The following is an 11,772-nucleotide window of genomic DNA, read 5'->3' on the forward strand; positions in this document are numbered from 1 at the left end:
GGCAATCCTGCCCCGCTCTCGATTCGCGTCACGTGTTATTCGGTTTCCAGATCGATATCGATGCCGAGGGAACGAATTTCCTTGATCAACACGTTGAAGGACTCGGGCATGCCCGGCTCCATACGGTGATCGCCATCCACGATGTTTTTGTACATCTTGGTACGGCCGTTCACATCGTCCGACTTCACTGTGAGCATTTCTTGCAGAGTGTAAGCAGCACCGTATGCTTCCAGTGCCCAGACCTCCATCTCCCCGAAACGCTGACCACCGAACTGCGCCTTACCACCCAGCGGCTGCTGGGTAACCAGGCTGTAAGAACCGGTAGAACGCGCGTGCATCTTGTCGTCTACCAAGTGGTTCAGCTTCAGCATGTACATGTAGCCAACGGTAACTGGACGCTCGAACTTGTTGCCGGTACGGCCGTCGGTCAGCTGCATCTGGCCGCTTTCCGGCAGGTCTGCCAGTTTCAGCATGGCCTTGATTTCGCTTTCCTTGGCGCCGTCGAACACTGGAGTGGCCATTGGAACGCCGCCACGCAGGTTGTTCGCCAGATCGAGGATTTCCTGATCGGAGAAGCTGTCCAGATCTTCGTTACGACCGCCGATCTGGTTGTAGATCTCGTCCAGGAAGGTGCGCAGTTCAGCGACTTTACGCTGCTCTTCGACCATCCGGTTGATCTTCTCGCCCAGACCTTTGGCCGCGAGGCCCAGGTGGGTTTCGAGGATCTGACCAACGTTCATACGCGAAGGTACGCCCAGCGGGTTGAGGACTACGTCGACCGGGGTGCCATTGGCATCGTGCGGCATGTCTTCAACCGGCATGATCACGGAGACCACACCCTTGTTACCGTGACGACCGGCCATCTTGTCGCCCGGCTGGATGCGGCGACGGATTGCCAGGTAAACCTTGACGATTTTCAGCACGCCTGGAGCCAGGTCATCGCCCTGCTGCAGTTTGCGCTTCTTGTCTTCGAACTTGTCGTCCAGCAGACGGCGACGATCAACGATGTAGGCCTGAGCCTTCTCGAGCTGCTCGTTCAGAGCATCTTCAGCCATGCGCAGTTTGAACCACTGGCCGTGCTCAAGACCGTCGAGTACTTCGTCGGTGATGTCCTGACCTTTCTTCAGGCCGGCGCCGCCTTCGGCCTTGTGGCCTACCAGTGCGGAACGCAGACGCTCGAAAGTCGCGCCTTCAACGATGCGGAACTCTTCGTTCAGATCCTTGCGGATCTCGTCCAGTTGGGACTTCTCGATCGACAGTGCACGAGCATCACGCTCAACACCGTCACGGGTGAAGACCTGTACGTCGATGACAGTACCTTTGGTGCCGGTTGGCACGCGCAGGGATGTGTCTTTAACGTCGCTGGCTTTTTCACCGAAGATTGCACGCAGCAGTTTTTCTTCCGGAGTCAGTTGGGTCTCGCCTTTCGGAGTGACCTTGCCAACCAGGATGTCGCCTGCGCCTACTTCAGCACCTACGTAAACGATACCGGCTTCGTCCAGCTTGTTCAGTGCAGCTTCACCCACGTTCGGGATGTCCGCAGTGATTTCCTCTGGGCCAAGCTTGGTGTCACGGGCCACACAGGTCAGTTCCTGAATGTGGATCGTGGTGAAACGGTCTTCCTGAACCACACGCTCGGACAGGCAGATGGAGTCTTCGAAGTTGAAGCCGTTCCATGCCATGAACGCGATGCGCATGTTCTGACCCAGTGCCAGTTCACCCATATCGGTGGACGGGCCGTCGGCCATGATGTCGCTACGCTGAACACGATCACCTTTACGCACCAGCGGACGCTGGTTGATGCAGGTGTTCTGGTTCGAGCGGGTGTATTTGGTCAGGTTGTAGATGTCGACACCGGCTTCACCGGTTTCAACTTCGTCATCGGCAACACGAACCACGATACGGCTGGCATCGACGGAATCGATCACGCCACCACGACGAGCCACGACGCAAACGCCGGAGTCACGGGCTACGTTACGCTCCATGCCGGTACCTACCAGCGGCTTGTCAGCGCGCAGAGTCGGTACAGCCTGACGCTGCATGTTCGAACCCATCAACGCACGGTTGGCGTCGTCGTGCTCGAGGAACGGAATCAGCGACGCTGCAACCGAGACAACCTGCTTCGGCGAAACGTCCATCAGGGTGACGTCTTCCGGCGCCTTGACGGTGAATTCGTTCAGGTGACGTACGGCAACCAGTTCGTCGATCAGGACTTTCTGCTCGTTCATGGTCGCCGAAGCCTGCGCGATCACGTGATCGGCTTCTTCAATAGCGGACAGGAACACGATCTCGTCGGTGACCACACCCTCTTTCACCACGCGGTACGGGCTTTCCAGGAAGCCGTACTGGTTGGTGCGAGCGTACGCAGCCAGGGAGTTGATCAGGCCGATGTTCGGACCTTCCGGCGTTTCAATCGGGCAGACACGACCGTAGTGAGTCGGGTGTACGTCACGGACTTCAAAGCCTGCGCGCTCACGAGTCAGACCGCCAGGGCCGAGTGCAGAGACACGACGCTTGTGGGTGATCTCGGACAGCGGGTTGTTCTGGTCCATGAACTGCGACAGCTGGCTGGAACCGAAGAACTCTTTCACCGCCGCAGCCACTGGCTTGGCGTTGATCAGGTCTTGCGGCATCAGGCCTTCGCTTTCAGCCATCGACAGACGCTCTTTGACCGCACGCTCAACACGTACCAGGCCAACGCGGAACTGGTTCTCGGCCATTTCGCCTACGCAGCGAACACGACGGTTACCCAGGTGGTCGATGTCATCGACGATGCCTTTACCGTTACGGATGTCGACCAGAGTCTTCAGGACCGCGACGATGTCTTCCTTGCACAGCACGCCCGAACCTTCGATTTCGGTACGACCGATACGACGGTTGAACTTCATCCGGCCGACCGCAGACAGGTCATAGCGCTCGGGGCTGAAGAACAGGTTGTTGAACAGGGTTTCGGCAGCGTCTTTGGTTGGCGGCTCGCCTGGACGCATCATGCGATAGATCTCGACCAGCGCTTCCAATTGGTTGCTGGTGGAGTCGATCTTCAGCGTGTCGGAGACGAACGGACCGCAGTCGATGTCGTTGGTATACAGGGTCTCGATGCGAACGACCTGGGCCTTGGCGATCTTTGCCAGGACTTCAGTGTTCAGCTCGGTGTTGCATTCGGCCAGGATTTCGCCGGTAGCCGGGTGCACGATAGCCTTGGCGGTGGTGCGGCCGAGGACGTAGTCCAGTGGCACGTCCAGCGTCTTGATACCGGCTTTCTCGATCTGGTTGATGTGGCGCGCGGTAATACGGCGGCCTTGCTCAACGATGACCTTGCCCTTCTCGTCCTGGATGTCCAGAACCGCAACTTCACCACGCAGGCGCGATGGCACCAGTTCCAGGCTGAGGGTTTCGCCGCTCAGGTGGAATACGTTGGTGGTGTAGAACGCGTCCAGCACTTCTTCGGTGGTGTAACCGAGTGCGCGCAGCAGTACCGAAGCCGGCAGTTTGCGACGACGGTCGATACGCACGAAGACGCAGTCTTTCGGGTCGAATTCGAAGTCCAGCCACGAACCGCGGTAAGGAATGATGCGAGCCGAGTACAGCAGTTTGCCGGAGCTGTGCGTCTTGCCGCGGTCGTGATCAAAGAACACGCCCGGGGAACGGTGCAGCTGGGAAACGATAACACGCTCGGTACCGTTGATTACAAAGGTACCGTTCTCAGTCATCAGGGGGATTTCACCCATGTAGACTTCTTGCTCTTTGATGTCCTTGATCGCTTTGTTCGACGATTCTTTGTCGAAAATGATCAGGCGCACTTTTACCCGCAAAGGTACGGCGAAAGTTACACCGCGCAATACGCATTCTTTGACATCAAATGCCGGTTCGCCCAGGCGATAACCGACGTACTCCAGCGCAGCATTGCCGGAGTAGCTGATGATCGGGAAAACGGATTTGAAGGCCGCATGCAGGCCCACGTCGCGGAACTGATCTTTAGTCGCTCCCGCTTGCAAGAATTCACGATACGAATCCAGCTGGATGGCCAGGAGGTAAGGCACATCCATGACGTCCGGCAACTTGCTAAAGTCCTTGCGGATACGTTTTTTCTCAGTATATGAGTAAGCCATCAGCGTTCCCCAGCTTGGTCACCTGCTTGTTTGGCCCCTCCCGACGGGAGCAGCCAGAAAATCGTGCAAACCCCATGGTTTGCTCCACCGCATCGGGTGGTTACAGCGCCTTTATTGGCACCGACCCAGTCGGCTGCCAATAACGGAAAAAGGCCGGTGGCAAGAGCCACCAGCCATCAGCCTGTCGCTTGACGCTCGGGCTGGAGGAGCAAAGTCGATGCTTACTTCAGCTCGACTTTAGCGCCTGCTTCTTCCAGCTTCTTCTTGGCGTCTTCAGCAGCTTCTTTCGAAACGCCTTCAGCTACAACCTGAGGAGCGCCGTCTACTTTCTCTTTGGCTTCTTTCAGGCCCAGACCGGTCAGTTCGCGAACTGCCTTGATCACGTTAACCTTCTTCTCGCCAGCTTCCAGCAGAACAACGTTGAACTCGGTTTGCTCTTCAACAACAGCGGCAGCAGCAGCTGGACCAGCCGAAGCGGCAGCAGCAGTAACACCGAAGGTTTCTTCCATCGCTTTGATCAGCTCAACGATTTCCACTACGGATTTCTGGCCGATTGCTTCGATGATTTGTTCGTTAGTCAGAGACATGACTCAATTCCTGAATTGGGGGACGGCCTACGCGACCATCGAAATAAACAAAAAACGCGAGAAGTGACGAGCCTTAGGCTGCGGCAGCTTCTTTCTGGTCGCGAATTGCCGCCAGAGTACGAGCCAATTTGCTGGTTGCGCCTTGAATCACGCTCATCAGCTGAGAAATTGCTTCGTCACGGGTCGGCAGAGTTGCCAGTACGTCGATCTGATTAGCTGCGAGGAACTTGCCCTCGAACGCAGCTGCCTTGATCTCGAACTTGTCCTGACCCTTGGCAAACTCTTTGAAGATACGGGCAGCAGCGCCCGGATGTTCGTTCGAGAATGCAATCAGGGTCGGGCCGGTGAACACGTCGTTGAGGACACTGTATTGAGTGTCAGCAACAGCGCGCTTGAGCAGGGTGTTACGTACAACACGTACGTAAACGCCAGCTTCACGAGCCTCTTTACGGAGTCCGGTCATTGCGCCTACTGTTACGCCACGTGCATCAACCACGACAGCGGACAGAGCGACTTTGGCAGCCTCGTTGACTTCAGCGACGATGGCCTTCTTGTCTTCGAGATTAATTGCCACGGGTTTAACTCCTGCTTGTTACCGTTTCATTCGATCGGAACCGAATGTCGTTTTGGTGTCTGATTCGGTAAGGAACCGGGAGCACCATCTGCGTAGGCTTGAGGTTTAAGGCTTGCGCCGCCTACGGTCTTGGATAGCCCCCGCCAGGCAGGGACCCCAATCTTTCAATTGGCGCGGCAAACCGCGCCAACCTTTGTCTTACGCGTCGAGTGAGCTCTGGTCGATAACCAGACCTGGGCCCATAGTGGTGCTCAGGGTAACGCGCTTGACGTAAATGCCTTTCGAGGAAGCTGGCTTGATACGCTTCAGATCAGCGATCAGGGCTTCAACGTTTTCCTTCAGCTTGACGGCGTCGAAGCCGATCTTGCCAACGGAAGTGTGGATGATGCCGTTTTTGTCGGTGCGATAACGAACCTGACCAGCCTTGGCGTTCTTGACCGCGTTGGCTACGTCTGGAGTTACGGTGCCGACTTTCGGGTTAGGCATCAGGCCGCGTGGACCGAGGATCTGACCCAGCTGACCTACAACGCGCATGGCATCCGGGGATGCGATCACTACGTCATAGTTCAGGTCGCCGCCTTTCATTTCAGCAGCCAGGTCGTCCATACCCACACGGTCAGCGCCGGCAGCCAGAGCGGCCTCAGCAGCTGGACCCTGGGTGAACACAGCAACGCGAACGGTCTTGCCAGTGCCGTGTGGCAGCACAGTAGCGCTACGAACAACCTGGTCGGATTTACGCGGGTCTACACCCAGGTTTACAGCAACGTCGAACGACTCGCTGAACTTGACAGTCGACAGCTCGGCCAGCAGAGCAGCGGCGTCTACAATGTTGTAGGCCTTGCCTGCTTCGATTTTGCCGGCGATAGCCTTTTGACGCTTGGTCAGCTTAGCCATTACACACCCTCCACGTTAAGGCCCATGCTACGAGCAGAACCGGCGATAGTACGCACGGCTGCATCCATATCAGCTGCAGTCAGATCCGCGTTTTTGGTTTTCGCGATTTCTTCCAGCTGAGCACGGGTAACAGTGCCAACCTTAACGGTGTTCGGACGAGCGGAACCGCTGGTCAGACCGGCCGCCTTCTTCAGCAGAACCGAAGCAGGGGTGGATTTGGTTTCGAAAGTGAAGCTACGGTCGCTGTAGACAGTGATGATCACTGGAGTCGGCAGACCTGGCTCAAGACCCTGAGTACGGGCGTTGAAAGCCTTGCAGAATTCCATGATGTTCACGCCGTGCTGACCCAGAGCAGGACCAACCGGTGGACTTGGGTTAGCCTGAGCGGCCTTCACTTGCAGCTTGATGTAAGCGGTAATCTTCTTGGCCATGAGGCACTCCAATTACGGGTTCGAACGCCTCGAAAGGCTCCCCGGTTACTTGCGCGTTTATCCCAGTGACGACAAAACCCCACAGCCTAAGGCTGCGGGGTTGGGATTGCTTGTCCAGCTAGACCTTCTCGACCTGACTGAACTCGAGCTCCACCGGAGTAGAGCGACCGAAAATGAGCACTGCCACTTGGATCCGGCTCTTTTCGTAGTTAACTTCCTCCACAACGCCATTGAAATCAGCGAATGGACCGTCATTGACACGTACCGTCTCGCCTGGCTCGAACAACGTCTTCGGCTTCGGCTTGTCGCTACCATCAGCAACGCGACGCAGAATCGCTTCTGCCTCTTTATCGGTAATTGGTGCAGGCTTGTCGGCAGTACCGCCGATGAACCCCATCACCCGAGGAGTATCCTTGACCAAGTGCCAAGTACCCTCGTTCATATCCATCTGGACCAGCACATAGCCCGGGAAGAACTTCCGTTCGCTTTTGCGCTTCTGGCCGTTACGCATCTCTACCACTTCTTCAGTGGGAACCAGAATCTCGCCGAAGCCATCTTCCATGCCAGCCAGCTTTACGCGCTCGATCAGCGAGCGCATCACATGCTTCTCGTAACCCGAGTAAGCATGCACAACATACCAACGCTTAGCCACGGGACACCCTTAGCCGACAATCAAGGAAACAAGCCAGCCGAGCAGGGAATCAAGACCCCACAACAGCAACGCCATAACCAGAACAACAGCCACGACAATCAGCGTGGTCTGCGTGGTTTCTTGGCGAGTTGGCCACACGACTTTACGAATCTCGGTGCGAGCTTCCTTAACCAGTACAAAGAAAGACTTGCCCTTCGCGGTCTGCAAGCCTACAAAGGCAGCTACAGCAGCAATGGCAAGCAAAGCGAGTACACGGTACAGGATCGGCGAAGCAGCGTAATACTGATTGCCAACAACGCCAACAACTACCAAAGCGACTACTACAAGCCACTTGAGCAGATCGAAGCGAGAGCCTTGAGCTTCAGCTTTAGGAGTCATCTATGAAGATCCTGTGAAAAGAAAGCCAGACACACCGAGTGAATCTGGCAGGTCAGGAGGGAATCGAACCCCCAACCTACGGTTTTGGAGACCGTCGCTCTGCCAATTGAGCTACTGACCTAAAACAAAATCAGGCCGACCATTATGCCGGCCCGAAAAATACATTACAACCGCTTATTCGATGATTTTGGCTACGACGCCAGCGCCGACGGTACGACCGCCTTCACGGATAGCGAAACGCAGACCGTCTTCCATCGCGATGGTTTTGATCAGGGTAACAGTCATCTGAATGTTGTCACCTGGCATTACCATTTCAACGCCTTCTGGCAGCTCGCAGTTACCAGTCACGTCAGTAGTACGGAAGTAGAACTGTGGACGGTAGCCTTTGAAGAACGGAGTGTGACGACCGCCTTCTTCCTTGCTCAGAACGTAAACTTCTGCGGTGAACTTGGTGTGCGGCTTGACCGAACCTGGCTTGACCAGAACCTGGCCACGCTCAACGTCGTCACGCTTGGTACCACGCAGCAGAACGCCGCAGTTCTCGCCAGCACGACCTTCGTCGAGCAGCTTGCGGAACATTTCAACACCGGTGCAAGTAGTAACGGTGGTGTCACGCAGACCAACGATTTCCAGCGGATCCTGAACGCGAACGATACCGCGCTCGATACGACCAGTCACAACAGTACCGCGACCCGAGATCGAGAATACGTCTTCGATTGGCATCAGGAATGGCTTGTCGATCATACGAACTGGTTCTGGGATGTAGGTATCCAGAGTTTCAACCAGTTTACGAACGGCAGTGGTGCCCATTTCGTTGTCGTCTTTGCCTTCCAGCGCCATACGAGCCGAACCGATGATGATCGGAGTGTCGTCACCTGGGAAGTCGTAGGTCGACAGCAGGTCACGAACTTCCATCTCAACCAGTTCCAGCAGCTCAGCGTCGTCTACCAGGTCAGCCTTGTTCAGGAAAACCACGATGTACGGAACGCCTACCTGACGGGACAGCAGGATGTGCTCACGGGTTTGCGGCATCGGACCATCAGCGGCCGAGCAAACCAGGATCGCGCCGTCCATCTGGGCAGCACCGGTGATCATGTTCTTCACATAGTCAGCGTGACCTGGGCAGTCAACGTGAGCGTAGTGACGAATAGTCGAGTTGTACTCAACGTGAGCGGTGTTGATGGTGATACCGCGAGCTTTTTCTTCTGGTGCGCTGTCGATCTTGTCGAATTCAACGACGGCCGAACCGAAAACTTCGGAGCAAACGCGAGTCAGAGCAGCAGTCAGAGTGGTTTTACCGTGGTCAACGTGACCAATGGTCCCAACGTTGACGTGGGGCAGGGAACGATCAAATTTTTCCTTAGCCATCGATATCACCCTCTACAGAAGAAATTAGACAAACAATATCAACCATTAAAACAAAGGCAGATATTTTCATATCTGCCTTGTTATATGGAGCTCTTGAGCGGATTTGAACCGCTGACCTCACCCTTACCAAGGGTGTGCTCTACCAACTGAGCTACAAGAGCAAAACCCTTTTTGCACAACCTGCAAACTTGGAGCGGGTAGCGGGAATCGAACCCGCATCATCAGCTTGGAAGGCTGAGGTTCTACCACTAAACTATACCCGCGGAGCCTGCAGCTCACGCTTAAATCTGGTGGAGGGAGAAGGATTCGAACCTTCGAAGTCGTAGACGTCAGATTTACAGTCTGATCCCTTTGGCCGCTCGGGAACCCCTCCTAATCAGGCCGGCATTCTATATCATGCCAAACCCCTGTCAAGCATTTTCTCATTTAAAAACCTGAGGTTAGCTGCGTTGACACGCCCTACTTTGAAATCCGGTTAAGGCCTTCGCTGTGGAGCGGGCGCCATTCTATGCAAACTATTCAGCAGGTGCAACCCCCTCGCACAGCATAATTTTATGTTTTAACTCATTGAATTCCTTGGAAAGGTTTTGCAACTGCTGATCGCCCAACAAACGCTGGCCGTCCGGCGCAACTGCAAGCCAGTAACCGCTTCCTGCAGCATCTTTCGGCACGGATTGAGCATTGACCTTCATTGCCACCAGGCGCTGTTGCAACCTGGCAATTGAATCCTCATCAGAAAACCCACCAAGGAACAGACACTGCTGACGCGGAGCAGCCTCTACTTTGCGCCCATCACCGCCTGTTTCGCTCAGCAGACGAATATCCTGCTGAGGACCACGATATAAATTCAAAGGCGTCACGTCTTTGGCTCGCAAGGGCGCTTCCTGCTGATGCCAGACATAGTAAAAAACATTGAGAACCACAAGGAGCAGGAACAACCAACGCATATAAACCTCAGGACAAGGGACACGCCATGGCCAGGCCGACAAAAACCAGGTCGGGCACAACCTTGGCCTCAGGCACGACGCCATCCACCAACTCGGCATCCCCTCCCGTGATGAAGACCATGAAGCTTTCGCCCCAATATGCTCGAGCCAGCTCTAATTGAGTGAGTACGAAGCCCCTTAACATCAGAGAACAACCGCGCTCCACCGCCTCAACGGTGGTCCGCCCCGGTACGTGACTGGAAAGGGCCCGCTCCGCCGCCTCATCACCATAACGAATTTTACGCGTATGGGTGCGCAGCTGGTTTCGCATCAAAGGCATACCAGGACAAATGAAACCACCAAGATGCTCACCGTCAGCCGCAACAAAATCGGCAGTGACCGCCGTACCGAAGTCGAGAACCAGGCAAGCATTCCCAGCAGCCAAGTGAAAGCCGCCAAGCATCGCCAGCCAGCGATCAAGGCCTAGACGCTCATAATCCTCGTAGCCGTTTCGAACACCGGACATCTCGCGAGCAGGTTTTGCGCACACAATAGGAATACCGAACTCGCGCTCAATAAGCTCGATTAACGCGCCGGTTTCCTCGTTGGTCCTGACGCTCACCAAACGACAGTGGCGCAGCGAGAGAGACCTTATGTGCCGCAGGCTTTCGATCAAAGCCTGATTGGAGTCTACAACTCCTTCCGAGACCACCGCGCTCGCCAAGGCGTCCAACACGCGCCATTTTATAAAGCTGTTGCCGCAGTCAAGCTCAAGAATCATCACGCAACCTCAGGCTGAGCTCTCCGCCACTAAAGACTTTTTCAATACCATCCACAAGCAAACGCAACCCGCCTTGGCTATCAATGCCGAGCACGACCCCATCAATATGGCTGTTACCCGCGATCAACGAAACGGTCCGATCCTGCCACAGATGGTTTTCCGCCCATTCTTCCTGCAGACTCGCGAACCCTTCAAGCTGATGTTTATGGATATAAGCCTCGAGTTGATTACTCAACTCCGCCACTAAAGCATTGCGATCGCAGGACTTGCCGGACTCAAGCTTTATAGAGGTCCATTGCTGGTCTACCTCGTCAGCAACTTGCATATTCACGTTGATTCCTATGCCCACCACAACATGACATACATCCGCCGGATCTCCGACGAGCTCAAGCAGGATGCCTGCTATTTTCTTGTAGCCCACCAAAACATCGTTGGGCCACTTCAAACCGGCTGTCGGCACACCACTGCTTCGCAAGGTCTGCAGTACCGCCAGACCAACAACAAGGCTCAACCCTTCAAGCTGACGCATGCCGCCTTCGATACGGAGTACGAGGCTGTAATAAAGGTTTTCGGCAAATGGGCTCACCCACTTTCGACCACGGCGACCACGCCCAGCCACCTGTCGCTCGGACAGCACCAAAAACGGCGCGAGAGCCCCTTCATTAATAGAGCGCAAAGCCTCGGCATTTGTTGAATCGACAGAATCGAACACAGTTACCGGCCATTGAGGTGCTCTTCTGGTTATTTCCAAGGGCTCAAGCAGAGTCAGAGGCGCGGACAGTTGATAGCCGCGACCGCGAACTTTATGGATCGACAGGCCAAGTTCAGCTTCAAGCTGCTGCAGCTGCTTCCATACAGCGCTTCGGCTAACTCCCAGGGCCACGCCCAGATCCTGTCCAGAATGGAATCGTCCATCCTTCAGAAGATTCAACAACGTCAACATGCAGGTTTCGCCTCACAATGAGGCCCGCATAATAGCCATGCCCCGGACTGTTGCATAGAAATCAAGCAGACACATTTCTCGCAGGCAAAACAAAACCCCAACTGCTTTCGCAATTGGGGTTTCGGAATT

The 11,772-nt window shown here is 55.2% G+C and carries 11 protein-coding genes and 4 tRNA genes; all 15 read right to left on the minus strand.

Features of this window, described 5'->3' with window-relative positions:
* Positions 1-35 precede the first annotated feature (35 nt).
* Positions 36-4,109 carry a DNA-directed RNA polymerase subunit beta gene (rpoB, locus tag D6877_RS23670; RefSeq protein WP_016772939.1) on the minus strand — a complete coding sequence of 1,358 codons (4,074 nt, stop codon included), beginning with the start codon at positions 4,107-4,109 and terminating at the stop codon, positions 36-38.
* Positions 4,110-4,330: 221 nt separating this feature from the next.
* The gene (gene rplL, locus D6877_RS23675; protein ID WP_003228750.1) at positions 4,331-4,696 is read right to left on the minus strand and encodes a 50S ribosomal protein L7/L12; all 366 of its coding nucleotides are present in this window, start codon (positions 4,694-4,696) and stop codon (positions 4,331-4,333) included.
* A 73-nt stretch (positions 4,697-4,769) separates the two neighbouring features.
* On the minus strand, positions 4,770-5,270 hold the full coding sequence (rplJ, locus tag D6877_RS23680) for a 50S ribosomal protein L10 (protein ID WP_008081912.1): 501 nt from the start codon (positions 5,268-5,270) through the stop codon (positions 4,770-4,772).
* Positions 5,271-5,468: 198 nt separating this feature from the next.
* Entirely contained in the window at positions 5,469-6,164 is a 696-nt protein-coding gene (rplA, locus tag D6877_RS23685) for a 50S ribosomal protein L1 (protein WP_024014523.1), read from the minus strand.
* Positions 6,164-6,595, minus strand: a complete 432-nt coding sequence (gene rplK / locus D6877_RS23690; protein WP_003176435.1) for a 50S ribosomal protein L11 — start codon at positions 6,593-6,595, stop codon at positions 6,164-6,166. The genes rplA and rplK overlap by 1 nt, the downstream gene beginning before the upstream one ends.
* Positions 6,596-6,713: 118 nt before the next feature.
* Entirely contained in the window at positions 6,714-7,247 is a 534-nt protein-coding gene (gene nusG / locus D6877_RS23695; RefSeq protein ID WP_007957598.1) for a transcription termination/antitermination protein NusG, read from the minus strand.
* A 9-nt stretch (positions 7,248-7,256) separates the two neighbouring features.
* Complete coding sequence (secE, locus tag D6877_RS23700) at positions 7,257-7,625, minus strand: preprotein translocase subunit SecE (RefSeq protein WP_016772937.1); 369 nt, start codon at positions 7,623-7,625, stop codon at positions 7,257-7,259.
* A gap of 45 nt (positions 7,626-7,670) precedes the next feature.
* Positions 7,671-7,746, minus strand: a tRNA-Trp gene (locus D6877_RS23705).
* A 53-nt stretch (positions 7,747-7,799) separates the two neighbouring features.
* Entirely contained in the window at positions 7,800-8,993 is a 1,194-nt protein-coding gene (tuf, locus tag D6877_RS23710) for an elongation factor Tu (protein WP_103303766.1), read from the minus strand.
* Between the two features lie 85 nt (positions 8,994-9,078).
* Positions 9,079-9,154: transfer RNA gene (locus D6877_RS23715), tRNA-Thr, on the minus strand.
* 28 nt (positions 9,155-9,182) lie between these two features.
* A tRNA-Gly gene (locus D6877_RS23720) sits at positions 9,183-9,256 on the minus strand.
* 25 nt (positions 9,257-9,281) lie between these two features.
* Positions 9,282-9,366, minus strand: a tRNA-Tyr gene (locus D6877_RS23725).
* Positions 9,367-9,508: 142 nt separating this feature from the next.
* Positions 9,509-9,940: a hypothetical protein gene (locus tag D6877_RS23730; protein ID WP_130912289.1), complete on the minus strand. Its 432-nt coding sequence runs from the start codon at positions 9,938-9,940 to the stop codon at positions 9,509-9,511.
* Between the two features lie 7 nt (positions 9,941-9,947).
* Positions 9,948-10,700, minus strand: a complete 753-nt coding sequence (locus D6877_RS23735; protein ID WP_130912290.1) for a pantothenate kinase — start codon at positions 10,698-10,700, stop codon at positions 9,948-9,950.
* Complete coding sequence (gene birA, locus D6877_RS23740) at positions 10,690-11,643, minus strand: bifunctional biotin--[acetyl-CoA-carboxylase] ligase/biotin operon repressor BirA (protein ID WP_130912291.1); 954 nt, start codon at positions 11,641-11,643, stop codon at positions 10,690-10,692. The genes D6877_RS23735 and birA overlap by 11 nt, the downstream gene beginning before the upstream one ends.
* Positions 11,644-11,772: the final 129 nt, after the last annotated feature.

The sequence above is a fragment of the Pseudomonas sp. Sample_9 genome (assembly GCF_004307535.1).
Lineage (GTDB): Bacteria > Pseudomonadota > Gammaproteobacteria > Pseudomonadales > Pseudomonadaceae > Aquipseudomonas > Aquipseudomonas mercuritolerans.

Bases quoted from the DNA above. Each gene is read 5' to 3' on its own strand.
- rpoB (WP_016772939.1), bottom strand. From the start codon at position 4,109: ATGGCTTACTCATATACTGAGAAAAAACGTATCCGCAAGGACTTTAGC.
- rplL (WP_003228750.1), bottom strand. From the start codon at position 4,696: ATGTCTCTGACTAACGAACAAATCATCGAAGCAATCGGCCAGAAATCC.
- rplA (WP_024014523.1), bottom strand. From the start codon at position 6,164: ATGGCTAAGCTGACCAAGCGTCAAAAGGCTATCGCCGGCAAAATCGAA.
- rplK (WP_003176435.1), bottom strand. From the start codon at position 6,595: ATGGCCAAGAAGATTACCGCTTACATCAAGCTGCAAGTGAAGGCCGCT.
- secE (WP_016772937.1), bottom strand. From the start codon at position 7,625: ATGACTCCTAAAGCTGAAGCTCAAGGCTCTCGCTTCGATCTGCTCAAG.
- tuf (WP_103303766.1), bottom strand. From the start codon at position 8,993: ATGGCTAAGGAAAAATTTGATCGTTCCCTGCCCCACGTCAACGTTGGG.
- D6877_RS23730 (WP_130912289.1), bottom strand. From the start codon at position 9,940: ATGCGTTGGTTGTTCCTGCTCCTTGTGGTTCTCAATGTTTTTTACTAT.
- D6877_RS23735 (WP_130912290.1), bottom strand. From the start codon at position 10,700: ATGATTCTTGAGCTTGACTGCGGCAACAGCTTTATAAAATGGCGCGTG.
- birA (WP_130912291.1), bottom strand. From the start codon at position 11,643: ATGTTGACGTTGTTGAATCTTCTGAAGGATGGACGATTCCATTCTGGA.